The organism is Nonomuraea sp. NPDC049725 (assembly GCF_040674795.1).
GTDB lineage: Bacteria > Actinomycetota > Actinomycetes > Streptosporangiales > Streptosporangiaceae > Nonomuraea > Nonomuraea ceibae.
This window is the reverse complement of record NZ_JBFANJ010000029.1, coordinates 9,471-33,012: the sequence shown is the minus strand read 5'-3', so window position 1 is coordinate 33,012 and position 23,542 is coordinate 9,471. Positions and strand designations below refer to the sequence as shown.

Annotated in this window: 23 protein-coding genes and 1 pseudogene; 15 read left to right on the top strand and 9 right to left on the bottom strand. The window is 72.2% G+C overall.

All coding sequences use genetic code 11. The features are described from left to right. Positions 1–2 precede the first annotated feature (2 nt). Positions 3–920: a carbohydrate ABC transporter permease gene (locus tag AB0J53_RS43190; protein WP_246646093.1), complete on the top strand. Its 918-nt coding sequence runs from the start codon at positions 3–5 to the stop codon at positions 918–920. Positions 921–923: 3 nt separating this feature from the next. On the opposite strand, the gene metE is transcribed toward AB0J53_RS43190, so the two are convergent. Beyond that, complete coding sequence (gene metE, locus AB0J53_RS43185) at positions 924–3,101, bottom strand: 5-methyltetrahydropteroyltriglutamate--homocysteine S-methyltransferase (RefSeq protein ID WP_364183633.1); 2,178 nt, start codon at positions 3,099–3,101, stop codon at positions 924–926. Positions 3,102–3,189: 88 nt separating this feature from the next. Here metE and AB0J53_RS43180 point away from each other — a divergent pair, with 88 nt between their 5' ends. After that, positions 3,190–4,029: a LysR family transcriptional regulator gene (locus tag AB0J53_RS43180; protein ID WP_246646098.1), complete on the top strand. Its 840-nt coding sequence runs from the start codon at positions 3,190–3,192 to the stop codon at positions 4,027–4,029. Positions 4,030–4,047: 18 nt separating this feature from the next. Here AB0J53_RS43180 and AB0J53_RS43175 read toward each other — a convergent pair whose 3' ends face one another. Together AB0J53_RS43175 and AB0J53_RS43170 are read right to left on the bottom strand one after the other, a co-directional pair. Continuing rightward, entirely contained in the window at positions 4,048–4,728 is a 681-nt protein-coding gene (locus AB0J53_RS43175) for a DNA alkylation repair protein (RefSeq protein ID WP_219510186.1), read from the bottom strand. Beyond that, a complete protein-coding gene (locus tag AB0J53_RS43170) occupies positions 4,725–5,396 on the bottom strand; it encodes a TetR/AcrR family transcriptional regulator (protein WP_357585359.1) in 672 nt (223 codons plus the stop codon). The genes AB0J53_RS43175 and AB0J53_RS43170 overlap by 4 nt, the downstream gene beginning before the upstream one ends. Positions 5,397–5,609: 213 nt before the next feature. On the opposite strand from AB0J53_RS43170, the gene AB0J53_RS43165 reads away from it, so the two are divergent. After that, positions 5,610–7,145 (top strand): glycoside hydrolase family 3 N-terminal domain-containing protein, encoded by a 1,536-nt coding sequence (locus tag AB0J53_RS43165; RefSeq protein ID WP_364183630.1) that lies wholly within the window; start codon positions 5,610–5,612, stop codon positions 7,143–7,145. A gap of 4 nt (positions 7,146–7,149) precedes the next feature. Next, the gene (locus AB0J53_RS43160; protein ID WP_364183627.1) at positions 7,150–7,821 is read left to right on the top strand and encodes a pentapeptide repeat-containing protein; all 672 of its coding nucleotides are present in this window, start codon (positions 7,150–7,152) and stop codon (positions 7,819–7,821) included. A gap of 571 nt (positions 7,822–8,392) precedes the next feature. Here the strand turns inward: AB0J53_RS43160 and AB0J53_RS43155 are convergent. Beyond that, positions 8,393–9,046: an NIPSNAP family protein gene (locus tag AB0J53_RS43155; protein ID WP_364183625.1), complete on the bottom strand. Its 654-nt coding sequence runs from the start codon at positions 9,044–9,046 to the stop codon at positions 8,393–8,395. A 216-nt stretch (positions 9,047–9,262) separates the two neighbouring features. On the opposite strand from AB0J53_RS43155, the gene AB0J53_RS43150 reads away from it, so the two are divergent. From AB0J53_RS43150 to AB0J53_RS43140, 3 genes are all read left to right on the top strand, one after another. Then, complete coding sequence (locus AB0J53_RS43150) at positions 9,263–9,520, top strand: hypothetical protein (RefSeq protein ID WP_219510201.1); 258 nt, start codon at positions 9,263–9,265, stop codon at positions 9,518–9,520. 77 nt (positions 9,521–9,597) lie between these two features. Next, complete coding sequence (locus AB0J53_RS43145; RefSeq protein WP_219510191.1) at positions 9,598–9,858, top strand: hypothetical protein; 261 nt, start codon at positions 9,598–9,600, stop codon at positions 9,856–9,858. A gap of 254 nt (positions 9,859–10,112) precedes the next feature. After that, positions 10,113–10,928 (top strand): hypothetical protein, encoded by an 816-nt coding sequence (locus tag AB0J53_RS43140; protein WP_364183621.1) that lies wholly within the window; start codon positions 10,113–10,115, stop codon positions 10,926–10,928. A gap of 10 nt (positions 10,929–10,938) precedes the next feature. On the opposite strand, the gene AB0J53_RS43135 is transcribed toward AB0J53_RS43140, so the two are convergent. Genes AB0J53_RS43135 through AB0J53_RS43125 form a run of 3 tightly spaced genes read right to left on the bottom strand, consistent with a single transcriptional unit; the run spans position 10,939 to position 13,687 of the window. Then, complete coding sequence (locus AB0J53_RS43135) at positions 10,939–11,685, bottom strand: SDR family oxidoreductase (protein WP_364183619.1); 747 nt, start codon at positions 11,683–11,685, stop codon at positions 10,939–10,941. A gap of 34 nt (positions 11,686–11,719) precedes the next feature. Then, entirely contained in the window at positions 11,720–13,024 is a 1,305-nt protein-coding gene (locus tag AB0J53_RS43130; protein ID WP_364183616.1) for a DUF2252 domain-containing protein, read from the bottom strand. Between the two features lie 33 nt (positions 13,025–13,057). Further along, entirely contained in the window at positions 13,058–13,687 is a 630-nt protein-coding gene (locus tag AB0J53_RS43125; RefSeq protein ID WP_364183614.1) for a flavin reductase family protein, read from the bottom strand. 691 nt (positions 13,688–14,378) lie between these two features. Between AB0J53_RS43125 and AB0J53_RS43120 the strand changes: the two are divergent. The 4 genes and pseudogenes from AB0J53_RS43120 to AB0J53_RS43105 form a co-directional block, all read left to right on the top strand. After that, positions 14,379–14,579: pseudogene (locus AB0J53_RS43120) on the top strand (winged helix-turn-helix domain-containing protein); the annotation flags it as partial. 6 nt (positions 14,580–14,585) lie between these two features. After that, positions 14,586–15,134 (top strand): UTRA domain-containing protein, encoded by a 549-nt coding sequence (locus tag AB0J53_RS43115; RefSeq protein ID WP_308126254.1) that lies wholly within the window; start codon positions 14,586–14,588, stop codon positions 15,132–15,134. 199 nt (positions 15,135–15,333) lie between these two features. Continuing rightward, positions 15,334–15,936: a GNAT family N-acetyltransferase gene (locus tag AB0J53_RS43110; RefSeq protein ID WP_357585345.1), complete on the top strand. Its 603-nt coding sequence runs from the start codon at positions 15,334–15,336 to the stop codon at positions 15,934–15,936. An 87-nt stretch (positions 15,937–16,023) separates the two neighbouring features. Next, positions 16,024–16,704, top strand: a complete 681-nt coding sequence (locus AB0J53_RS43105) for a copper homeostasis protein CutC (protein ID WP_219519141.1) — start codon at positions 16,024–16,026, stop codon at positions 16,702–16,704. Between the two features lie 13 nt (positions 16,705–16,717). On the opposite strand, the gene AB0J53_RS43100 is transcribed toward AB0J53_RS43105, so the two are convergent. Together AB0J53_RS43100 and AB0J53_RS43095 are read right to left on the bottom strand one after the other, a co-directional pair. Beyond that, entirely contained in the window at positions 16,718–17,848 is a 1,131-nt protein-coding gene (locus AB0J53_RS43100; protein ID WP_364183610.1) for an aldolase, read from the bottom strand. 34 nt (positions 17,849–17,882) lie between these two features. After that, a complete protein-coding gene (locus tag AB0J53_RS43095; RefSeq protein WP_364183607.1) occupies positions 17,883–19,184 on the bottom strand; it encodes an FAD-dependent oxidoreductase in 1,302 nt (433 codons plus the stop codon). A 138-nt stretch (positions 19,185–19,322) separates the two neighbouring features. Between AB0J53_RS43095 and AB0J53_RS43090 the strand changes: the two genes are divergently transcribed. The 4 genes from AB0J53_RS43090 (at position 19,323) to AB0J53_RS43075 (ending at position 23,217) form a co-directional block, all read left to right on the top strand. Continuing rightward, a complete protein-coding gene (locus AB0J53_RS43090; RefSeq protein WP_308126253.1) occupies positions 19,323–19,724 on the top strand; it encodes a hypothetical protein in 402 nt (133 codons plus the stop codon). A 139-nt stretch (positions 19,725–19,863) separates the two neighbouring features. Further along, positions 19,864–20,535, top strand: a complete 672-nt coding sequence (locus AB0J53_RS43085; protein WP_364183604.1) for a hypothetical protein — start codon at positions 19,864–19,866, stop codon at positions 20,533–20,535. A 69-nt stretch (positions 20,536–20,604) separates the two neighbouring features. Then, positions 20,605–22,350, top strand: coding sequence for a proline--tRNA ligase (locus AB0J53_RS43080; protein WP_364183601.1), 1,746 nt, complete (start codon positions 20,605–20,607; stop codon positions 22,348–22,350). Between the two features lie 75 nt (positions 22,351–22,425). Next, positions 22,426–23,217: a class I SAM-dependent methyltransferase gene (locus AB0J53_RS43075; protein WP_219519152.1), complete on the top strand. Its 792-nt coding sequence runs from the start codon at positions 22,426–22,428 to the stop codon at positions 23,215–23,217. The last annotated feature ends 325 nt before the right edge of the window (positions 23,218–23,542 follow it).

Genomic DNA, 23,542 nt, shown 5'->3' with positions numbered 1-23,542 from the left:
AGATGACGACGATGACCTCGTGGACGGTCGCGAACTCGCGCAAGGCCGCCCGGCAGGAGCGCCGCCGGAGGCTGGGCCCGCTGGCGACGCTCACCCATCTGGCGCTGCTGCTGTGGACCGTGCTCACCGTGGTGCCGATCCTGTGGACGTTCCTGGCCTCGGTCAAGAGCGAGGACGAGATCTTCGGCGACGCCTGGTCGCTGCCGGCCACGCCGCGCTGGGACAACTTCGCCCGCGCCTGGGACCAGGTGAACATCGGGCAGTACTTCGTCAACAGCGTGATCGTCGTGGCCTTCAGCGTGGCCGGGACCATGCTGCTGGGCGCGATGGCGGCCTACGTGCTGGCCCGCTACCCCTTCCGCGGCAACCGGGCGGTCTACCTGCTGTTCGTCTCCGGCCTGGCGTTCCCCGTCTACCTGGCGCTGACGCCGCTGTTCTTCGTGGTGCAGAACATGGGCAGCGTGCCGCTGATCGGGCCGTTCATCGGGCTCAACACGCATGCCGGCCTGGTGCTGGTGTACATCGCGTACTCGATGCCGTTCACGGTGTTCTTCCTCGCCGCGTTCTTCCGCACGCTGCCGACGGCGGTGGGGGAGGCGGCCATGGTCGACGGCGCGTCGCACACCCGGGTGTTCTTCCAGATCATGCTGCCGATGGCGCGGCCCGGCCTGATCAGCATCACGATCTTCAACGTGCTGGGCCAGTGGAACCAGTACCAGCTTCCGCTGGTCCTGCTCCAGGAGCGGGACAAGTGGGTGCTCACCCAGGGCATCGCCGACATCTCCACCGCCGCCGGCTACGACGCGGACTGGGCGGCGCTGTTCGCCGCGCTGACGCTCGCCATCCTGCCGATGCTGATCGTCTACACGGTCTTCCAGCGCCAGATCCAGTCCGGCCTGACGATGGGGGCCCTGAAGTGAGGCTCAGCCGGCGTCGCGGGTGAGCTCGGCGCGCAGCCTGCCGGTGGCCTCGGCGACGTTCGCCAGGGCCGCCTCCACCTGCGCGTAGGTGCGGGTCTTCAGGCCGCAGTCCGGGTTCACCCACACGCGCTCGGCCGGGAGCGCGGCCAGGGTCCGGCGCAGCAGCGTCTCGACCTCGGCGGACGACGGGACCCGGGGGGAGTGGATGTCGTACACCCCCGGGCCCAGCCCGCGCCCGAACGAGCCCACCGCGTCCAGGATGCGGGCGCCCGAGCGGGCCGACTCGATCGTGGTCACGTCGGCGTCCAGGCCGTCGATCGCGTCGAGGATCTGGTCGGCGTCCGAATAGCACAGGTGCGTGTGGATCTGCGTGCGGTCGGCGACCCCCGACGTCGCCCGCCGGTAGGCGGCCACCGCCCACTCCAGGTAGCCGGCCCGCGCCGCCTGCCGCAGCGGCAGCAGCTCGCGCAGCGCCGGCTCGTCCACCTGGATGATCGACACGCCGGCCGCCTCCAGGTCGCGCACCTCCTCGCGCACCGCCGCCGCCACCTGGAACACCACGTCACGCAGCGGCAGGTCGTCACGGACGAACGACCACGCCACGATCGTCACCGGCCCGGTGAGCATGCCCTTGACCGGCCGGTCCGTGAGCGACTGGGCGTGGCGGGCCCACCGGACCGTGATCGGCTCCGGCCGCGACACGTCGCCGTGCAGGATCGGGGGCCTGGTGCAGCGCGAGCCGTACGACTGGACCCAGCCGTTGGCCGTCACCGCGAAGCCGTCCAGGTGCTCGGCGAAGTACTGCACCATGTCGTTGCGCTCCGGCTCGCCGTGCACGAGCACGTCCAGGCCGAGCCGCTCCTGCAGCCGGATCACCCGCTCGATCTCGGCCTCGACGCGCCGCTCGTACTCCTGCGCCGGGAGTGTGCCCGCGGCCAGCGCGGCGCGGGCCGCGCGCAGCTCGCCGGTCTGCGGGAACGAGCCGATCGTGGTGATCGGCAGTGCGGGCAGCCCCAGGTGCGCGGCCTGTGCCGCCGCCCGCACCGGGTACGGGCCGCGCTCGTCGCGGACGACGGGCGCGGGCTCGGGCGCGGGCCGCACGGCGGGGGCCGGACCGTCGAACCCGCCGCGTGCCAGCGCGACCACCTCCGCCACCTTCTGCTCGGCGAACGCCAGCCGCGCCTTCAGCGCCGGGTCCAGCCCCGGCTCCGCCTCCAGGTCGTACGGGACGTGCAGCAGCGAGCAAGAGGTGCCCACGACCACCTGGGCGGCGTGCTCGGCCACGGCGCGCAGCGCGTGCGCGGCCCGCTCCGGCGAGGTCCGCCACACGTCGCGCCCCGACACCACGCCCGCCACGACCGTCTTGCCCGCCAGCGCGTCGAGGCCGTCGAGCCCGCCGCGCACCAGGTCCACGCCGATCGCCTCCACCGGCGTGGCCGCCAGCACCGGCAGCGCCTCGCCGAGATGGCCGAAGGGCGCGGTCACCAGCAGCCCCGGCCGCGCCGCCACCGAGCCGAGCCGGTCGTAGGCGGCGCGCACGGCGGCCAGCTCCCCGGGCGTGCGGTCCTGGACCAGTGCGGGCTCGTCGAGCTGCACCCAGGCCACGCCCTCGTCGGCCAGCACGCCCAGCAGCTCCTCGTAGCAGGCCAGCACGTCGTCCAGCCGCTCCAGCGCCGCCCCGGGATCGGCGGCCAGCAGCAGGAACGTCACCGGCCCGACCACCACGGGCCGCGTCTCGAAGCCCAGCGCCCGCGCCTCCCGCAGCTCGGCCAGCGGCTTGGCCGCGTCGAGCTTGAAGACCGTCTCCGGCCCGATCTCGGGCACGATGTAGTGGTAGTTCGTGTCGAACCACTTCGTCATCCGCAGCGGCGCCAGCCCGTCGGTGCCCCGCGCCATGGCGAAGTACGGGTCGGCCGCGCCCCGATACCGCTCCGGCACCGCGCCGAGCAGCACGGCCGTGTCCAGCACCTGGTCGTAGAGGGAGAAGGTGTTGGACGGCAGGCCGTCGAGGCCCAGCTCGGCCAGCCTGCGCCAGGTGGCGGCGCGCAGCTCCGCGCCGACGCGGTCCAGGTCCTGCCGGGTGGCGGTGCCGTCCCAGTAGGACTCCAGTGCCCGCTTCAGCTCCCTTCGCGGGCCGATCCTCGGGTATCCGAGCACGGTGGACTGCGGGAAACGGGACATGGGCGCTCCAAGCGTTCAGCGTCGATCGTCAACGCCTCGCATCGTGCACCGGCCGCCGCGCGTGATGCATCATCTATTCGTGCTGCTTATGCTCAGGGAGATCCAGTGCTTCGCGCGGGTGGCCGCGCGGCTCAGCTTCTCCACGGCCGCCGCCGACCTGGGCCTGTCCCAGCCGGCCGTGAGTCAGGCCATCACCCGGCTCGAACGCGCCACCGGGGTCAGGCTGTTCACCCGCACCGCGCGCGAGGTGCGGCTCACCGCCGCGGGCAAGGCGCTGCTGCCCCACGCCGAGCAGGTGCTGGAGTCGGTGTCGGCGTTCGCCGCGGAAGGCGCCCGGCTCGCCCGCCCGACCATTCACCTCGCTTATCCACCGATCGCCGGGCCGCTGGCCGCGCGGATCGCCAGGAGGATGGCCGGCCGCACCCCCGCCGTCGGGGTCGAGCTGCGCGTGGCCGGCCGGGCCGCCGCCTCGGCGGCGCTGGAGGCGGGCGAGGTGTCGGCGGCGATCCTCGCCACCCCGGCCCCCGCCCGGTTCGTCACCGCCGCCCGCTTCCACGTCAGCGTGGACCACCTCGCCGTGCCCGCCGGGCACCCCCTGGCCTCCCGCTCCGCCGTCGAGCCCGCCGACCTCGTCGGCCGCGTGCTCCTCACGCCGGGCAGCAGGCCGTGGGCCGGGCTGCCGGGCCAGCCGCGCATGGTCGCCGACGACGACTTCGCCGCCGCGCTCGACCTGGTCGCCGCCGGGGCGGGCGTGCTGCCCGCGCCACAGCTCCTGGTCCGCGCCACCCGCCGTGACGACGTCAGCTTCGTCCCCCTGCACGGCGCCGGGCTGCGCATCACCTACGCGCTGGCCTGGTCCAAGGAGCGCGTCACCGGCGAACTCCTCGGCCTCGTCCAGGCCGTACAGGAAGCCCTCTGGACCAGGTGACGGGGACTGGTGACCGTGCTAGGTGACCGGCAGGTTGCGCAGGGCCTCGCGGCGGCTGAGCCCCGACAGGCCCTTGGCCCGCACGTAGCGGACGACCTCGCGCGGGCTGGTCTTGGCGTACTCGCGCAGCGCCCAGCCGATCGCCTTGCGGGCGAAGAAGTCGTTGTCGGACAGGCTCGGCTCGATGCACGCGAACAGCAGCGCGGTGTCGGTGCGCTCCCGGAACCGGTTCTGGCACAGGATCGCGGTGCGCCGCTTCCACAGGTCGGCGTCGTGCGCCCACTCCAGCATCAGCGGCCGCATCGTGTCGGGGTAGGCGGCCAGCAGCCCGCCGATCCGGTGCGTGGCCAGCTCGTCAACCAGGTCCCACCACGCCCCGCTGACGATCATCTCCTCGTACATCGGCACCGTGTAGAGGGTCTGGAAGTCGCGGTAGAGGTGGTGCCCGGAGAGCTGCACGGCGGCGTAGCGCTCCTCGCGGTATTCGGCCTCGCGCCACAGGTCGAGCACCGCGCGCCGCCACTCGGGCGCGGTGTCGAGCCGGTGCTCGGCGAACACCCGCCTGAGCACCGTGCGCCGCGGCCCGGCCTGCACGCCGAGGAACGGCATCGGGGACTTCATGTACGACTGCATCGCGGCGGCCTTGTCCGGGTCCGCCGCCTCCCGCAGGGCCAGCCGCACCGCCTTGCCGAGACTCATCCCCGCTGGGAGGTCCGCTCGCCGGTCGCCAGGCCGTCGAACAGCACGGTGATGTAGTGGTCGGCCAGCGTGGCGGTGTTGAGCCTGCCGTCGGGGCGGAACCAGCGCACCGCCACCCAGATCGTGTCGCGGATCATCCGGTAGGTCAGCTTGGGGTCGACGTCGGGCCTGAACAGCCCGGCCGCCTGCCCGGCCTTGATCTGCGTGACCCAGATCTGCTCCACCTCGTCCTCGGCCTTGACCAGGTAGCTGAAGCGCTCGAACTGGCGCAGGTAGTTCCAGTCATTCTGCATGACGGTGATCGCGGCGCGGTGCGGCTCCAGGGTGCCGAAGCCGATGCGCACCATCTCCGTCAGCACCGCGCGGGCGTCGGGGCCGGAGTCGATCGCGGACCGGTAGCGGGCGATGAGATCATCGAGGAACGTGGACAGGACCTCGTCGACGATCGACTCCTTGGAGTCGAAGTGGTGGTAGAGGCTGCCCGAGAGGATGCCGGCCTCTTGGGCGATCTGGCGGACCGTCGTCGCCTGGAAGCCCTTGGCCGCGAAGAGCTCCGCCGCGAGCTTGACGAGATGGTCCCGGCGCTCCGAGGCCGCCCCCGTCGAGGCCGCGCGCTGGCGCTTGGCCGGAGCCGGGGTCGTGCCGGCGGAGTTCTTTCGCGTTGTCACACGACCATTATGGGCCCTCGGACAATCGCTTGTTCACGGCCGAAGCCGCTGCTGACGACGGGGAGCGGCGGCCCGCCGGGGACGCGCGGCGGCGGCCGGCGGCCGGGCGGGCGCCCTGTTGCGCATCGCGGCGGAGTTCGTCCGGCAACCGAACCTGCTGACGTTCGAAAATGCCTCTAGCAAATAAGAAACTTTCCTATTAGATTGCGGGTCATGTCCAAGAGTGGTGACCTTGTGCGCCTGGCCGACGCCGTACTCCTGCCGGGCTTCGAGGGGGTCACCCCTCCAGACTGGGTACGCCGGCGGCTCGGGGAAGGCCTGGCCGGGGTGGTGCTGTTCTCCCGCAACATCACCGGCCCCGCCCAGGTGGCCCGGCTGACCACGGCGCTGCGGGCCGAGAACCCGTACGCGCTGGTCGGCACCGACGAGGAGACCGGCGAGGTGACCCGCCTGGAGGTCGCCACCGGCAGCACCCGCCCCGGCGGCTACGCCCTCGGCGTCGTCGACGACGTCGCGCTCACCGAGACCCTGGCCCGCGACCTCGGCCTGGACCTGGCCGCGTGCGGCATCACGATCGACTTCGCGCCCTCCGCCGACGTGAACTCCAACCCCGACAACCCGGTCATCGGCCTGCGCGCCTTCGGCGCCGACCCCGACCTGGTCGCCCGCCACACCCGGGCCTTCGTGCGCGGCCTGCAGTCCGCCGGCGTCGCCGCCTGCGCCAAGCACTTCCCCGGCCACGGCGACACCTCCGTCGACTCCCACCACGGCGTGCCGGTCGTCGCCCCCGGCGGGATCGAGGACGCGCTCCGCCCTTTCCGGGAGGCGATCAACGCGGGCGTCCGGTCCGTCATGACCGGCCACCTGCTGGTGCCCGTGTACGACCCCGACCTGCCCGCCACCCTCAGCCCCAAGGTGCTCACCGGACTGCTCCGGGAGGAGCTCGGCTTCGAGGGCATGATCGTCACTGACGGCATCGAGATGGCCGCCGTCTCCGAGGCGTACGGCATCGGCGGCGCCGCCGCCCGCGCCATCGCCGCGGGAGCCGACGCGATCTGCGTCGGCGGCGAGCACGCCGACGAGGCCACGGCGATCGAGGTACGGGACGCGATCGTCACGGCGGTCGCCGATGGACTGCTGCCCGAGGAGCGACTGGCCGACGCCGCACGCCGGGTCCGCGAGCTGGCCGTCTGGGCCGCCTCCTCGGGCAGCACACCAACGGACAACATGGTCGGCGCCGGGGCGGACGGCATGTCGGTCACCACCGAGCGGGCCGCGCACAACGGCCACGCCGGACTCGCGGCCGCCCGGCGCGCCGTGCGGGTCACCCGCCGCACCGGAGCCGCCGTCCTGCCGCTCCGCACACCCCCGCACGTCGTGGAACTCGCCCCCGAGATGAACCTGGCCATCGACAAGTCCACCCCGTGGGGCGTCGCCGGCCCGCTCGCCGAGCTGATGCCCGGCACCGCCGTCACCCGCTTCGCCGCCGGCGAGGCGTCCGGCGCCGCCATCGAGGACCTCGTCGCCCTGGCCGCCGCCCGCCCCCTGGTCGTCGTCGTACGCGACGTGCACCGCTACCCCTGGCAGGGCGAGGCCGTACGGCACCTGCTCAGCGCCCGCCCCGACGCCGTCGTGGTCGAGATGGGCCTGCCCCAGCGCTCCGACCTCGGCGCCGTGCACATCGCCACGTACGGCTCCGCGCCCGTCTGCGGCCGGGCCGCCGCCGAGGTGATCACCGGTAGCCTGTGACACCGTGAACTTCGACGGCGAGGACCTCTCCGGCACATCCCTCACCGACCGGCTCGCCCCGGACGAGACGCACGTCTTCCGCGGCTGCGACCTCACCGAGGCCGACCTGTGGGGAGCCTCGCTGGCCGGGGCCCGGTTCGAGTCCTGCGTGCTGGAACAGGCCGACTTCCGCAAGGCCGACCTCGACGGCGCCGCCTTCACGGGCGGCGGCGGGATGCGGGTCAGGTTCAGCGACGCCGACCTCATCGACGCCGTGTTCACCGACGTCGACCTGTCGTCCGCGCAGTTCGGCGGCGCGCTGATGACCGACGCGTCGTTCACCGGCTGCCGCCTGATCGGCGCCTCGCTCACCGGCAGCCGCGGCACCGGCTTCCGCGTCACCCGCTCCAACCTGACCATGGCCAACCTGGGCGGCTGCTCCCTGCGCGGCGAGGAGATCGAAGGCGTCCGCTTCGACGAGGCCGACCTGTCGGGCTGCGACTTCACCGACGCCACGTTCACCGACTGCCGGCTGCGCGAGGCCAAGCTGCTCAAGACCGTGTTCACCCGGGCCGACCTGCGCGGCGCCGACCTCGGGGAGATCGACGACGCCCGGCTGCGCGCGTTCGGCGGCGCGATCGTCAACCGCGCCCAGGCCGACGCCATCCTCGCCGCCCGCGGCATCACCGTCCTCTGACCGCCGGGCCCCGGGCTGGGGGTCAGCGATCGGGCCAGTAACGCGCCGACCGGGCGGCGGCCTCCAGGATCGCCGCACCGTCGAGCTCGACGATCGTCAGCCCCGCCCCTCCGCGCCCGCCCCTCCGCGCCCGCCCCTCCGCGCCCGCCCCTCCGCGCCCGGTCGGCCCCCGGCTCCGCGCCGGCCCCGCGACCGCACCTGCCTCCTGCGCCGACCCCCACCTGGGACCGCCCTTTTCCCGCGTCGGCCCTCCAGAGTGGGCCCCCAGCGGTCCTGCCGGGGTGGGCACCCGCGTCCGCCTCCCGCGCCGAAGCCCCGCCTTGGGCCCGCGCCGGGGCAGCCCTGCGGGAGGCCGCTCTGCCTGGGGCGCCCCACCCTGCGTCGGCCCTCGGCGGCCCCGTGGGAGGGTGTGCCTCCGCGTCCGCTCCGGTGGGCGGCTGGGCCTTCGGTTGGACGCTGGCTTTCTCTCGGGCCCGCGCCCCGCCTCGGCCCGCGCCCCGCCTCGGCCCGCGCCCCCGCCTTGGGCCGCGCCCCCGCCTTGGGCCCGGTTCCGGCGGGCTTGGGGCCCGGGTCAGCGGAGGGTGGAGCGGGGGGTGGGGGTGAGGCGGAGGCGGCGGGGTGGCGCGGTGAGCCGCTGGGCGAGCGCCGGGACGTCGACCACCCGCTCGTCCGCTTCCCTCTCGAAGCGGGCGAACCACACGAACACCTCTTCCCCCGTACGGACGGGCAGCAAGGGGTAGGTGTTCTCCGCGTGCTCGGTGGCGAAGCAGGCCACCGGAGGCGTCCCGCCAGCGGCCAGCAGGGGCGCCACCTCGTCGGCGAAGAACGCCTCGAACCCCGGCTCGACGTGGTAGGTCGTGGCCACCCACAGTGACGAGGCCGCCTCCCCGGAACCCAGGGGAGGCCGGTCCCAGCGGGGCAGGCGCCCCCCGGCGGGCCGCAGCAGCAGCACGTCGGTCGAGTCGATCATGGTGGCGTTGGCCGCCTCCCGGTGCGCCTGCCACGCCGGTCCGGTGTAGAACGCGGTGAGCGCGGCCTTCCTGGCCGCCATGTCGGGAAACGCCCGGATCCAGGGGAAGGCGTCGGGGTCGTCGAGGTCGCGGAACTGGCCGATGACGTCGATGCCGACGGCCTCCTGCGTCTCGACGAACTCCCGATCGAACAGCGACAGCAGAGTCTCCCGCCGTCCCGGCCGCAGCGTGTAGCGGCGCAACTCGTAGATCATGCGCCGGACGCTAGACGGCCCTCGCTGACACCTCCTGTCAGCGAGCATGGCACAGAAGAATCTTCTAATTACTCAAAGCTACCGATTGGCAACCCATAGTTATATGCTCGCTTTGACCTTGACCTCTCCGGGTCAAGACAGGTCAAAGGGGCGGTAGTGCACCTCGGGCCCATGCCTGCTGCCCCTGGAAGCCAATCCTCTGGCGAAGGAGCTGTAGTGATCAAGAAGCTGTGCGCGGCGGGTGCCGTGGTCGCGGCGGCGGCGGGCGTAACGCTGCTGGCCGCCCCGGCTCACGCGGACACCTGGAGTGACAACTGGAGCACCAACTCCGAGTCCTCCCAGGCCGGCAACAACTTCGCGCACGTCGGCGCCTCCAACAAAGGGTGGGGACGCTCGGTCAACGTCAACAACCTCAACGGCATCGCCACGACCGCTTCCGACGGAAGCATCTCCGTGACCTACATCTTCTACTAGGCGATCCGCCTTCCCCGATTCCGCCGGCCCCGTCCGGCGGGCCCGTAACAGCAACACTCATCGGAAGGAACATCGACATGATCAAGAAGCTCTGCGTGACCGGTTTCGTCGTGGCCGCCGCTGCCGGCGCCACCCTGCTCGCCGCCCCGGCCCAGGCCGACACGCGTAACGACAACTCGAGCTGGAACGAGGAGTCGTCGCAGACGGGCAACAACTTCGCCAACATCGGCACCAGCAACGTCGGCGGCTGGGGTTCGACCAACGTCAACAACATCAACGGCAACGCCAACGTGGCGACCGACGACAGCGCCGCCCGCCAGGAGGTCGAGGTCGACTAGTGACCTCCGCCCACGCGCCCGGGCCTGGGCACGGGCGCGTGGGCCCCTCTCCGGCATCAACCCCTCCGCAGCAAGCCCCGCAACCAGCCACCCCGCGATCAGCAAGCCCGCAACCAGCAATCCCGCGATCACCAACCCGCGCGATCACCAACCGCGCAACGACCAACCCCGCAACCAGCCACCCCGTAACCAGCCACCCCGTAACCAGCAGGCCCGCAATCGGCATTTGTTCTGTCCGCTATTAGCATCAGCGGATGGCTACCTGTGCATATGCGACGTTTGACGACCCCGACACGCACGACGACGAGCGCGAGCTCGCCCTGGCCGCCTGGCGCGAACAGGGCATCGAAGGTCGCACCGAACGCTGGGACGACCCCGGCGTCGACTGGAGCGCCTACGACGCCGTCGTGGTCCGCTCGGTCTGGGACTACGTCGACCGCAGGGCGGAGTTCCTGGCCTGGACCAGGCGGGTGGAGCAGGTTTCCCGGCTCCTCAACCCGGCCTCCGTCATCGAGGCCAACACCGACAAGACCTATCTGCGCGACCTCGGCGTTCCGACGGTGCCGACGCACTGGTCGGCGCACGACCTGCCGCGCTGGGACGAGTACGTTGTCAAGCCCGCGATCTCCGCGGGCGCCCGCGACACGATCAGGACCACCGACCGCGACCGGGCCGGTGCGCACGCCGAGGCCCTGGAGGCCGCTGGCCGCACCCCCATGGTCCAGCCCTATCTCGACATGGTCGAGGCCGAGGGCGAGACCTCGCTCCTCTACTTCAACCGCCGTCTCAGCCACGCCGTCCGGCGCACCCCGATGCTCACGCCCGGCATGACCGGTGCCGACAACGCACGGGCCGAAGTGCGCACCCCGGCCCCGGACCAGGTCGAACTCGCGGAGAAGGTGCTTGCCGCCATCCCCCAGGCCCTTCTTTACGCCCGGATCGACCTGGTCCGGCTCCCCGACGGCAGCCCGGCGGTCATCGAGTTGGAGCTGACGGAGCCGTACCTCTATCTACGCTACGAGCCGGGTGCGGCAGCGAGCTTGGCCACGGCGCTGCGCGAGCTGCTGTGACCTGGGCCGGTCAGCAGGAGATGCCGCCGTCCACCGGGATGACGGTCCCGGTCAGGTAGGCCCCGGCCCGCGACGCCAGGAAGATCGCCGCTCCGGCCATGTCGTCGGGGCGGCCGATCCGGCCCAGCGGCACGCTCGCCGAGATGGCGTCGCGCGTGGCGGGGTCGTCGAGCGCGAAGGCCATCATCTTGGACTCGAACGGCCCGGGGGCCAGCGCGTTGACCGTGATGTGCTCGCGGGCGAGCTGTTTGGCCAGGTGCCGGGTCAGCATGTGGACGCCGGACTTGGTGGCCGAGTAGGCGAACGTCTCCATCGACGGCACCTTGATCCCGTCGATGGATCCGACGTTGATCACCCGTGCCGGGTCGTCGGCGGTGGCGGCCTCGCGCAGCTGGGGCAGGAGGCGCTGGGTGACGTAGAAGACGCCCTTGACGTTGATGTTCCAGAGCTTGTCGAAGGCGCTCTCCGGGTAGTCCGCGAGCGGCGCGCCCCAGGTGGCGCCCGCGTTGTTGACCAGGACGTGCACCGGGCCGTCCACGGCCGCCTCCAGCGCGGCCACCCCTTCGGGGGTGGACAGGTCGGCGACCACCGAGGAGCAGCCCAGCTCGGCGGCCGTCCGTTCGACCTCGGCCGCTTTGCGGGCGGTGATGTGGACCTTCGCGCCGGCCGCCGCGAACCCTGCCGCGATCATGCGGCCGATGCCGCGCGACCCGCCCGTGACGACGACTGTCTTGCCTTCCACCGAGAACAGAGTCATATTCCGGAAGCATGCCATACCGACCGGTCGGTCGTCACACCCCTGGAAGGCGGCCGTTGCGGAACAGGTCCACGAACCGCCGGTGGTCCTCGCGGGCCTGCGCCCCGTAGCGGTGCGCGAACTCCACCAGCATCGCGGTGAACCCGCCCGCGTCGCCGCCGGCCACCGCCACGATCGCCGCCTCGGTCGAGAAGCTCACCAGGTCGTGGCTGGAGTCGTCGTCGGCGACCGCGTGCATGCGCGCCACCGCCCGCCCCAGGTCCCGCATGATCGCGTGCAGCTCGGCGGGCTCGTTCACGTCGTCCCAGTCGAGGTCGGCCGAGTACGGGGACACCTCGGCGACGAGCTGGCCGACGCCGTTCAGCGTGGTGTGGCCGAGCCACGGATCGGCGTACGCCTGGAGGGCGCGCTGCGACTCGGCGGTCCGGTGCCCCTGGTGGCGGAAGTAACGGGCAACCTTCTCGTCGGTGACGTACCGGGCCACGGCCGGGACCTGGGCCTGCTTCATGTAGAGGATGACGTCGTTCTCCAGAGCCTGCGAACGGCCCTCCAGCAGCAGGTTGTAAGAGGGCAGCCCGGCCGAGCCGATGCCCACGCCCTTGCGCAGCGCCATGTCCTTGATGACGTGCTCGACCGGGTTCGCCGGGGTGGCCGGGGCGGGCAGCGTGGTCAGATAGTCCTCGAACGCGGCCCGCACCGCCGCCCGCATCCCGTCGGCCACCGGCACGCGCCCCTCCATGAACGCGAAGCGCCGGTCGTAGTCCTCCACCACGGTCTCCACGTCCAGCATCGCCACCCGCGTGCTGAGCCGGGCCGTCTGCAGCACCCGGTGCAGCACGCCCGAGGTGGTGTCGAGGGTGAGCGAGCCGATCGCGTCGTCGCCGCCCCGGGCGATCGCCGTCAGCTCGGTCAGGTACGCCCCCGCGAACCCGCCGACCAGCTCGCCGATCGCCGCGTCCGACAGCGCCTTGGCGTAGCCGAGCAGGGCGACGCTGGCGGCGAACCGCTTGAGGTCCCAGACGTACGGGCCCACGTACGCCTCGTCGAAGTCGTTGACGTTGAAGACCAGCACGCCGGAGGCGTTCATGTACGTGCCGAAGTTCTCCGCGTGCAGGTCGCCGTGGATCCACACCCGGCTGGTGGCCTCGTCCAGGTAGGAGTCGTCGGCGAACGGCCCGGTGAGGTCGGCGTAGAACAGGCAGGCGCCGCCCCGGTAGAACGCGAAGGGGGAGGCCGCCATCTTCCGGAACTTGCGCCTGAAAGCGGGCGGATCGGTGGTGATCGACTCACCGAACTCCGTCATCAGGACGTCGAGCAGGTACGAGGAGCGTGTGCCCATACTGCGGACAGTAGAGCGGCCCAGGTCCCGCGCCTAGGGGGCGGACGTGAACGCTCCGTAACCACCGCGGAAGAACAGCAGCGGCCCGCCGTCGCCGAGCGTGTCGAACCGGTGCACCCGGGCCACCACGATCATGTGGTCGCCGGCCCGGTGCTCGGCCTCGATCGAGCAGTCGAGCCAGGCGAGCGCGCCGTCGAGCACCGGATTGCCGGCGGGGGACGGCGTCCAGCCGAGGCCGGCGAACTTGTCGCCGCCCCGCAAGGCGAGCTGGGCGCAGGCCGCGCGCTGGTGCTCGGCCAGCACGTTCACGGTCACGGCGCGGGTGGCGCGCAGCCGGGGCCAGCTCGTGCTGGTGTGGGCCACGCAGAAGCCCACCAGCGGCGGGTCCAGCGACACCGAGGTGAAGGAGTTGGCCGCCAGGCCGCACGGGCTGCCGTCGACCGGGTCGAGCGCGGTGATGGCGACGACGCCGGTGGCGAACCGGCCGAGCACCGACCGGAACCGCGCACTGTCGGGCCGGGGCGCGGGAACCCCGGGGACGGCGGGAGTGGTCGGAACGGCGGGCGCCGGGGGAGTGGCGGCGGCCGGGGTGCGGCGCGGCCGGGGGATCGCCAGGCCCGGGTGCCGGCTCGGCGCGATGGGCCGGGCAGCGTGGGGGGTCATGGGCCGCCTCCTCGTATGAACCAAGCGCTTGCTTGGACGTTAGGCTCGCCCCCGGAAGACTGTCAAGCGGTACGCCCGCCGCGCCGGCCTCATCGTAACGCGAAAGAGGCCCAAGCGCTTGCTAGGGCCTCTGGAGTGGATCGCGCGCCCTGGCGGGCGTGGGGGACCCGCCAGGGCGCGCTTCCTGCCCCGTGAGCGGCGGCGCCAGGACTCCGGCGAGGGATGGAGTCCTAGACCGTGGGTTCGCGCACGGAGATGGTGGGGGAGTGACCCTCTTGCGAGGACTCCGGGTGTCGGTAACCTGCGGCGATGCGATCCGCCGCGCCGGCCGGGTCGTCGATGGGGTGGCGGACGGGGGCGCTCCCCTCGTGCCAGACGAGGGACCCGTCCTCGCACCACACGTTCAGCTCGGCTGACTCGGAAAGTGCGGACATACCGTTCCCGCTGCTCTGGTAGGTGTGGGTGAATCCCTGGCGAGGCAACGCGTAACGCAGTAAACGTGTTGCATCACGGGGGGAGTCCCAGGGCAGGTACGGCGTACCCGCGTGGACCGGCACCACCGGCCCTCACCCCCTCACCGGCCTTTCGATGGATTTGTACCAACGAATGGATGATGCGGCTCCCGATGCCGTCCGGTCAAGGGGTGATGGCCTGCTAGAACCAGATCGTCTAAATTGTTGGAACAAAAGGGGTGAAAGTGGCAAGGTCGGTGCTGTATCAGCAGGTGGCTTCGGAGCTACGAAGGGCCATCTACTCCGGCGTACTCGGCCCCGGAGCGCAGCTGCCGACTGAGGCGCAGCTCATGGAAGACCATGGGGTGAGCCGCAACACCGTCAGGTTGGCCCTCGGGGAGTTGGTCAATGAGGGGCTTGTCACGCGTACGCCACGACGCGGAACGGTGGTCAGAGACCGCAGGCCGCTGCTCATCTATCCGCAGCGGGAGCTGGAACCGCAGCCCACGGGAGAGCTCCGTGAAGCCTTCGCCTACGCCGTGACGCAGGAAGGCCGTGCCCCCAGCCAGTACATCGAGGTGCTGACCGTCTCCCCCGTGGAGGAGATCGCCAGCCGGCTCGAGCTGGCCGACGGACAGCTCGCGGTGGTGCGCCGCCGCCTGCGGTTCGTGGACGGCCAGCCGTACAACACGAACGACTCCTACTTCCCCCGGGACCTGGTCGCCAACTCCGAGATCGCCCGGCCCGGGGACATCGAGCGCGGCGCCAACCGGGTGCTGGAGGAGCTGGGCCACGCGCAGGTGCGCGTGGTGGACGACATCTGGGCCCGCATGCCCAACCAGGAGGAGGCTGAGCGGCTCCAGCTTGAGCTTGGCACCCCTGTTGTGGTCTATGTCCGGGTCGGTTACGACGAGGGCGACATGCCGGTGCGCGTCGCGGTGTCGGTGCTGCCTGCCGACAAGCATCTGATCAGATACGAGCTCGACCGCCGCTGAGCGGCCTTGCTTGGGGGTGATCCCGCCGGCCGCGGCCCAGTGAGCTTGCCGTCTCGCTGAGCGTTGGGGAGTGGTGCACCGCTCCCTAATAGCGATTTATCCGCATATATCGGGTTATCTAGCCCTGTCGGGTTTGTGTCCCATTGAGCGATTACGCTCTGTGTCGATTCGGCCACCCCTCGCAACGAAAGGCAGACCCATGCACGCGAACACGCTGCTGCACCCGCTGACCCTCCGGCGCGCCGAGCCCGCCGACCTCCCGGGCGTGCTCACGCTCCTCGCCGACACCGCCGAGTGGCTGCACACCCGGGGCGTACGCCAGTGGCCCCGGGCGGGCTTCGGCCCCGAGCGCATCGAGCCGCTGATCGAGGAGCGGGTGCTGTTCCTGCTCGACGACGAGCTGCGCTACTTCGACCCGGACGGCTCGGCCCGGCCGGTCGCCACCATCGCCCTGGACGGCCACGCCGACCCCGAGTTCTGGGCGCCGGACGACGACCCCGGCGCCGCGCTGTACGTGCACAAGCTGGCCATCGCCCGCCCCTGGTCGGGCAGCGGCCTGGGCGACGCGCTGCTCGACTGGGCCGGGGCGACCACGTACGCGGCGGGGCTGCCGTGGCTGCGGCTGGACTGCGCCAAGGGCAACCGGCGGCTGCAGGACTACTACCGGGGCCGGGGCTTCCGGCACGTGCGCACGGTGGACCTGCCGCATCGCGCGTCCGGCGCGCTCTTCCAGCGCCCGGCGGCCGACTCGGCGATCACGGCCTTCCGTGATCTGACCCTGCCCGAGCTGATCAGCGCCTGACGCCGGTCCCCGGGGTTCTCCGGCCGGGCGAACGCGGGGATCTCTATTCGCGCAAAAAGGTGCAGAGCACCATATAACCTCTGCTGCATGACCGGATCCCTCCTTGAGGTGATCGCGCTTGACGTGCGCGACGCCGTGGCCGCTGAAGAGGGCGGCGCCGACCGCCTGGAGGTCGTCGCCGACATGGCGGCCGACGGGCTGACGCCCGCCCCGGAGACGGTCGCGGCCATCGCCGCCGCGTGCCCGCTGCCGCAGATGGTGATGTTGCGCGGCGGCCCCGGGTTCGCCGGGACCCCCGAGGAGCTGGAACGCCTGCGCCAGGACGCCAGGGAACTGGCGCAGGCCGGCGCCGCCGGGTTCGTGTTCGGGTTCCTCGACGAGGCCGGCGCGGTGGATCTGGCGGCCACGGAGGCGCTCATCCACGCCGTCTCGCCGCTGCCGTGGACCTTCCACCGGGCCGTCGACCACGCCGCCGACGTGCAGGCGGCCTGGCGGGCCGTGCGGCTGCTGCCCAACCTGGCGACCGTGCTCACCGCGGGCTCACCGCTCGGCGTGGGCGACGGCCTGCCCGTGCTCAAGGGACGCGCGGACGCCGGCGACGGGTCCATCATCCTGGCCGGCGGCGGCCTCAAGCCCCACCACGTGCCCGACCTGCTCGACTACGGCGTGCGCGCCTTCCACGTCGGCTCGGCCGTGCGCCGCGACTGGTCGGAGCCCATCGACCCGCACATGGTCCGCCGCTGGCGGGCGCTCGTCGAGCGCGACTGAGCCGCCGGGCCGGTCAGCCGAGCGCCGCGTCGGCCCTGCGCAGGGCCGACTCCAGCGTGCGGATCGTGGCCGGCTCGTCCAGGACGCCGCCGACCGGCCGCCGCTCCCGCCAGGCCCGAACCCGCTCGCGGTAGGAGTCGTAGGTCGCCAGGTGGAAGGAGTACACCGTGGCGAACCTGCTCACCAGGTGGGACGGATGCATGTCCCAGCCCTGGTGGAAGCCGTGCCCCAGCGAGTGGCGCACCAGCCCGGCGTGCCGCCGCCACAGCGCCCGTACGTCCTCCGCCGAGCCGGAGGCGGGCGAGGCGGCCAGCGACCCGTCCGACAGCTCCACGCCGGTGCCCGCGTAGGCCGTCTGCATCACGTGCCTGGCGTGGTCGCACGCCGGATGGTCCAGCCGCTGCTCGTGCGGCGGCAGCCCGATCGCCGCCGTGTAGTCGAACACGCCGAAGTGCGCCGCGGCCAGCCGCCCGCCGCACGTCAGCCCCGCGCGCAGGAACCGCACCGTCTGCGGCGCCTCCACCTGCATCTCGAACCGCAGCCGCCGCCCCGCCCGGTCGTCCAGCCCCTGGAGGAATCCGGCGAACATCCCCAGGTACGCCTCCATAAGGACCTTCGGGAAGGTCACCACGAAACCCTCCGGAAGCCCGCCGGCCCGCCCCGCCAGGCCGGTGACGAACCGGTCGAGCGTCCGCGTCGAGCGTGCCGGGTCGCCGTCGGCGAACGACTTCACCCGCAGCCCCCACCTCCTCGGCAGCGTCCCGGCCGCGTGCATCGCGGCCAGCGCCTCCACCGCCTGGTCGACGTGCCCGTCCTCGTCGTCCGGCCCGCCGCCGTAGCCGTCCTCGAAGTCCACCCGCAGGTCCTCGACCGGCTCGGCAGCCAGCTTGCGCACCAGCCTGCCGTGCACGTCACCCGCGATCCCGTCGGGCACGCCGAACACCCCGGCGAGCTCGTCCGGCCCGGCCAGATGCGCCTTGACCAGGCCCAGCGCCTCCTCGCCCCACGCGGCCACGGTGCCCGCCGAGAACCGGTCAGCCGGCACGTACACGGTGTGCACGGGCTGCCAACCCGGCTGCCAAACGGGCTCGGCGGCGGGGTAGAGCGCCTGCTGCTCGCGGTGAACCTGGTCGAAGTCGAGCATCCGATGCCTTCCGAGTAGGGCCGAGCAGGGCCGGTCAGGGGCGGCAGGCACGCAGCATGGCGTCCAGGCCGACCAGCTTGACGCGTTCGCCCCGGCCCAGCGTCCTGGCCAGCTCGGCCTCGGCGGCCTCGATCTCCAGCCATTCCGCGTACGTGACCGGGCGGACGCCCCGCTCGGCCAGCAGGCCGTCGACGGAGGCGAGCCCGCCGGGACGGGCGCCGGCCAGGTCGGACAGCAGCGTGCGGACGGTCTCGGCGGCGTCGGACTTGTTCGTGCCGATCACGCCGGTCGGGCCGCGCTTGAGCCAGCCCGCGACGTACTCGCGCTCGCGCACCCGCCCCGCCACGTTCGGCACCGTCATCGTCTCCTGCGAGAACGGCACCCCGGGCAGCGGCACGCTCTGGTAGCCGACCGAGCGCAGCACCATGCCGACCGGCAGCGTCTCGTACTCGCCGGTGCCCACCACGCGGCCCTCGTCCGACAGGCGGGTCCGTTCGAGCCGGAGCCCCTCGACCCGCTCGGTGCCGAGGATCTCGACGGGCCGCAGCCAGAAGCGCACGTCCAGGCGGCGCGGCCGGCCGGCGGGCTCGCGGCCCGCCCACGACTGGAGCACCTCGATGTTGCCGCGCACCTGGCGCGGGAAGTCGCCGCCGAGCACGGCGGCCTCCTCCGGGCGCACGCACACGTCGGCGTTGGCCAGCGCGCCGAGCTCGCGCAGCTCCTTGAGCGTGAACTTGGCGTGCTCGGGGCCGCGCCGGCCGATCATGTGGATGGCCTTGACCTGGCTGTCGCCGAGCCGTTCGAGCACGTCGTGCGGCACGTCGGTGGCGCTCAGCTCCTCGGCGGTCTTGGCCAGCACCCGCACCACGTCCACGGCCACGTTGCCGACGCCGATCACCGCGACCTCGGGGCTGTCGAGCGTGAACCGCGACGGGTCGACGTCCGGATGCCCGCAGTACCAGTTGACGAAGTCGGTGGCCGCCACGCTGCCCGGCAGGTCCTCGCCCGGGATGCCGAGCCGCCGGTCTACCATCGCCCCGGTGGCGTAGACGACCGCGTCGTAGCAGGTCAGCAGGTCCGCCACCGACAGGTGCTCGCCGAGCGTGACGCCGCCCAGGAAGCGCACCTGCGGCAGCTCCAGCACCCTGCGCAGGTAGCCGGCGATCGACTTGATCGAGGTGTGGTCGGGCGCGACGCCGTAGCGGACCAGGCCGTACGGCGTCGGCAGCCGTTCGAGCACGTCCACCTCGACGTCCTCGGCCGACTGCTTGACCAGCGCCTCGGCCGTGTAGATCCCGGCGGGTCCCGAACCGATGACCGCCACGCGCAACGTCACGCTGCCTCCCTATGCCCGCCAGATCCGATGTATCCCCGATCCGATGGCGCCTCACCCCGATCCTCCTCTCCCGGGCCCCGGGCCTCAAGGTCGCCAGGGCTTGCGGGATGGGTGCGGTCGCGATCAGAGTGGTTGTTCGTGAGGCGAAAGCACGGGCCGCGGAGGCATCTGACCGAATCGCTGAGGTTCGAGGCGTTCGGCCGCGTCATGGCCGCGCTGGCGACCAAGGCGGAGTTCATCGAGGCGGCCCGAGACCTGACCTGGTGGCGGGGAGCCGACCACAGCTGGCACATCGAATGGCGCGACGGCCCCTACGCCTCCGAGGTCGCCGCCCTGCTCGACGCCACCCCGGCGGGCCCCTGCGGCAACTCGCGCGCGGTGCTCGACGTCATGGGCGTCCGCTTCGAGCTGCGTGCCGTCGACCCGGTGGGGCGTGTCCGTGACCGCGCCCGCCCGGGGTTCTGGCGGCTGGCCGAGGCCCTCGACACCACTCGCCGCACCAACACCCGCCACCCCTGGGAAGAACTTCTCGGCGGTTGATCCTTTTCCCATTCCCACCGGTTTCCGCCAGGCAAGATTGCTTACGGTCAACCGAAATTTGCCTTTTATGTACGATCACATAATCTGGATGTGGTCGTCCCTGGAGAATCGCCGGGGGTGGGATGACCAGGGAATGGGGATGGAGAAAACCGCGATCGAGTATGCCGACTTCGCCGAATACGACCGGCGGCAGCGTGGCATCGAACGTCATCTGCTGGCGGCCTTCCTGGGTGGACTGGCCGTCGGCTTCATCGGCATGATCACCGCCGGCCGGGGGCCGGGCTGGCTGGAGCACGTCTACGACCCGTACGTCTACCTCGCGATGGCGCTGGCCGTCGGGGCGAGCGCGTCCGGGTTCGGCTGGGCGCTGCTGACCACGTTCCTGGCCGCCGTGTCGATGCTGGTCGCCGCGATGGGCGGCAGCGCGCTGCGGGGCGACCTCGACTTCGACATCATCGGCGGCAGTCCCGCCGGCCTCAACTGGACCGTCGCCCTGCTCGTCGGCACCGGCCTGCTCGCGTACGTGACCCGCAGGAAGGACCGGTGGGGCGACTACGCGGCCGGCGTCATCGGCGCGCTCGTGCTGGCCGACGTCGTGGACCGGGCGACGCCCGGGTTCATCGGCGACGAGCGCTCCTTCTGGCCGATCCCCGCCGTGCTGATCGGCGCGGGGGCCATCGGGGTGGTGCTCGCCCTGCGCCGGGGCGCCGGCGGCCGGGCACGGGCGCTGGTGTGCGCGGTGGGGCTCGCGGGGCTGTTCGCCACCGGGCTGGCCGCGGCCATGGGCGGCTGGATCACCGTAGCGGTTTGAGCGCGCGCGGCGGGCGGCCCGGAGTCGATAGCCTGTAGCCCTCACATCAGGCTCGACCGAGGAGTGGCCGTGTTGCTGCGCATGTCGTCGTTGTTTCTTCGCACCCTGCGGGACGACCCGGCAGACGCGGAAGTGCCGAGCCACAAGCTCCTCGTCCGCGCCGGTTACGTGCGCCGCGTCGCGCCCGGCATCTACTCCTGGCTCCCGCTCGGCAAGATCGTCATGGAGAACGTCGCCCGCGTCGTCCGCGAGGAGATGAACCGGATGGGCGGCCAGGAAGTGCTCTTCCCCGCCCTGCTGCCCCGCGAATACTACGAGGCCACCGGCCGCTGGACCGAATACGGCGACACGCTCTTCCGGCTCAAGGACCGCAAGGGCGCCGACTATCTGCTCGGCCCCACGCACGAGGAGCTGTTCACCGATCTGGTGAAGGGCGAATATTCCTCCTACAAGGACTATCCGGTCACCCTTTACCAAATTCAGACGAAATATCGCGACGAGGCGCGGCCCCGGGCCGGCATCCTGCGCGGCCGCGAGTTCATCATGAAGGACTCCTACTCCTTCGACCTCGACGACGACGGCCTCAAGCGCTCCTACGAGGCCCACCGCGACACCTACATCCGCACCTTCGACCGCCTCGGCATCACGTACAAGATCGTGTTCGCCACCTCCGGCGCGATGGGCGGCTCCGCCTCCGAGGAGTTCCTCGCCCCCACCCCCACCGGCGAGGACACCTTCGTCGCCTGCCACTCCTGCGGCTACGCCGCCAACGCCGAAGCCGTCACCACCCCCCCGCCCGCCGCCCGGGACCTCGACGGCCTCGACGCGCTCAAGGTCCTCGACACCCCCGGCACCCCCACGATCGACACCCTGGTCGCCCACCTCAACGAGCACCACGGCCTGTCCGTCACCGCCGCCGACACCCTCAAGAACGTCGTCGTCAAGGTCACCACCCCCGGCTCCGACAAGGTCGAGACCCTCGTCGTCGGCGTCCCCGGCGACCGCGAGGTCGACTTCAAGCGCCTGGAGGCCGCGCTCGCCCCCGGCGAGCCCGCCATCTTCGAAGCCGACGACTTCGCCAAGCACCCCGGCCTCGTCCGCGGCTACATCGGCCCCCAGGTGCTGAGCGACCTCGGCATCCGCTACCTCGTCGACCCCCGCGTCGTCGACGGCACCTCCTGGGTGACCGGCGCCAACGAGCCCGGCAAGCACGCCGTCAACGTCGTCGCCGGCCGCGACTTCACCCCCGACGGGTTCATCGAGGCCGCCGAGGTGCGCGCCGGCGACCCCTGCCCCCGCTGCGGCTCCGGGCTGTCCATCGACCGCGGCATCGAGATCGGCCACATCTTCCAGCTCGGCCGCAAGTACGCCGACGCCGCCGGCCTCGACGCCCTCGGCCCCGACGGCAAGCCCGTCCGCATCACCATGGGCTCCTACGGCATCGGCGTCTCCCGCGCCGTCGCCGTCATCGCCGAGCAGGCCCACGACCAGCTCGGCCTCGTGTGGCCCCGCGAGGTCGCCCCCGCCGACGTGCACATCGTCGGCACCGGCAAGGAGCGCCAGGTCGAAGTCGCCCTGGAGCTGGCCGCCGAGCTGGAGTCCCGCGGCCTGCGCGTCCTCGTCGACGACCGGCCCCAGGTCTCGCCCGGCGTCAAGTTCAAGGACGCCGAGCTCCTCGGCCTGCCCACCATCCTCATCGTCGGCCGCGGCCTCGCCCAGGGCGTCGTCGAGCTGCGCGACCGCGCCACCGGCGAGAAGAGCGAGATCCCGCTCGCCGAAGCCGCCGACCGCGTCCACGCCGCCTGCACCGCCTGACCCATTCCTCCGGGACGGTCCCCATCGGGGCCGTCCCGGTTTGACGGCTCGGTAGTGTGCTGCAAATCTCATCCGATGAAGCCACACGCCGAACTGAAAGACTTCTGGGAATCACGCCTGCAGTCCGACTGGACCGAGAGCGGAGTCGGCTACAAGGCGCTCGGCCGCGCGTTCAACATCTGGATGTACCGGGTGCGCGCCGAAGGCTTCCGCCGTGAAGCCGCCGCCATCCCGCTCGACCTGACCAAGGCCCGGGTCCTCGACGTCGGCTCCGGCACCGGCTTCTACATCCGCCAGTGGCGCGCCCTCGGCGTCGAGACGATCACCGGCAGCGACCTCACCCAGGCCGCCGTCGACCGGCTCCGCGAACGCTTCCCCAGCGCCTCCTTCCTCCGCCTCGACATCGCCGACCCCGCCGGCGCCCTCGAACCCGGCTCCTACGACGTGGTGTCGGCGATGGACATGCTCTTCCACATCACCGACGACGACCGCTACAAGGCCGCGCTGCGCTCCATCGGCGAGGCCGTCCGGCCAGGCGGCGTCTTCGTCCTGTCGGAGAACTTCCTCCACCGGCCCGAGCAGCGCTCCGACTACCAGGTCAACCACACGCTCCCGTGGATCACCGCCGCCCTCGACGAGGCCGGCTTCGACGTCATCCGCCGCGTCCCCATGCTCGTGCTCATGAACGCCCAGGTCGACGCCCACCCCCTCTGGCGCAAGCTCTGGGGCGGCCTCCTGCGCGCCGTCACCCTGACGGAGGTCACCGGCTGGCTCGCCGGCGCCCTCCTCCACCCCCTCGAACGCCGCCTCGTCCGCGTCCTCCGCGAAAGCCCCACCACCGAACTCATGCTCTGCCGCCGCCGCTGACCACCCGCCGCCCCGGCACCGCCGACCCCGCCCCGGCGCCGGTGCGGTGTGGCCGGGGTCGGCGAGCGCGCTCGTCCGCCCTTCCCGGGCGCCGGTGCGGCGAGGAGGGGGACGGCGGAGTCCGGCGCAACGCGTACGGCGCTTCGGGGCGCGTGCGGCATCGGCCTGCCCGCCCTTGAGGGAGGCTCCGTCCCGCCGTGGCCGGGGCTGGCGAGCGCGCCCGTCCGCCCCTTCCCGGGCGCCGGTGCGGCGAGGAGGGGGACGGCGGAGTCCGGCGCAACGCGTACGGCGCTTCGGGGCGCGTGCGGCATCGGCCTGCCCGCCC

Excerpts from the sequence above, each read along its gene's own strand:
- AB0J53_RS43145 (WP_219510191.1), top strand. The coding sequence starts at position 9,598 with ATGATCAAGAAGCTCTGCGTGACCGGTTTCGTCGTGGCCGCCGCTGCC.
- AB0J53_RS43130 (WP_364183616.1), bottom strand. The coding sequence starts at position 13,024 with ATGGGCACACGCTCCTCGTACCTGCTCGACGTCCTGATGACGGAGTTC.
- AB0J53_RS43155 (WP_364183625.1), bottom strand. The coding sequence starts at position 9,046 with ATGATCTACGAGTTGCGCCGCTACACGCTGCGGCCGGGACGGCGGGAG.
- AB0J53_RS43180 (WP_246646098.1), top strand. The coding sequence starts at position 3,190 with ATGCTCAGGGAGATCCAGTGCTTCGCGCGGGTGGCCGCGCGGCTCAGC.
- metE (WP_364183633.1), bottom strand. The coding sequence starts at position 3,101 with ATGTCCCGTTTCCCGCAGTCCACCGTGCTCGGATACCCGAGGATCGGC.
- AB0J53_RS43190 (WP_246646093.1), top strand. The coding sequence starts at position 3 with ATGACGACGATGACCTCGTGGACGGTCGCGAACTCGCGCAAGGCCGCC.
- AB0J53_RS43175 (WP_219510186.1), bottom strand. The coding sequence starts at position 4,728 with ATGAGTCTCGGCAAGGCGGTGCGGCTGGCCCTGCGGGAGGCGGCGGAC.
- AB0J53_RS43075 (WP_219519152.1), top strand. The coding sequence starts at position 22,426 with ATGAAGCCACACGCCGAACTGAAAGACTTCTGGGAATCACGCCTGCAG.
- AB0J53_RS43105 (WP_219519141.1), top strand. The coding sequence starts at position 16,024 with ATGACCGGATCCCTCCTTGAGGTGATCGCGCTTGACGTGCGCGACGCC.
- AB0J53_RS43165 (WP_364183630.1), top strand. The coding sequence starts at position 5,610 with ATGTCCAAGAGTGGTGACCTTGTGCGCCTGGCCGACGCCGTACTCCTG.
- AB0J53_RS43135 (WP_364183619.1), bottom strand. The coding sequence starts at position 11,685 with ATGACTCTGTTCTCGGTGGAAGGCAAGACAGTCGTCGTCACGGGCGGG.
- AB0J53_RS43140 (WP_364183621.1), top strand. The coding sequence starts at position 10,113 with ATGGCTACCTGTGCATATGCGACGTTTGACGACCCCGACACGCACGAC.
- AB0J53_RS43085 (WP_364183604.1), top strand. The coding sequence starts at position 19,864 with ATGGAGAAAACCGCGATCGAGTATGCCGACTTCGCCGAATACGACCGG.
- AB0J53_RS43125 (WP_364183614.1), bottom strand. The coding sequence starts at position 13,687 with ATGACCCCCCACGCTGCCCGGCCCATCGCGCCGAGCCGGCACCCGGGC.
- AB0J53_RS43110 (WP_357585345.1), top strand. The coding sequence starts at position 15,334 with ATGCACGCGAACACGCTGCTGCACCCGCTGACCCTCCGGCGCGCCGAG.
- AB0J53_RS43100 (WP_364183610.1), bottom strand. The coding sequence starts at position 17,848 with ATGCTCGACTTCGACCAGGTTCACCGCGAGCAGCAGGCGCTCTACCCC.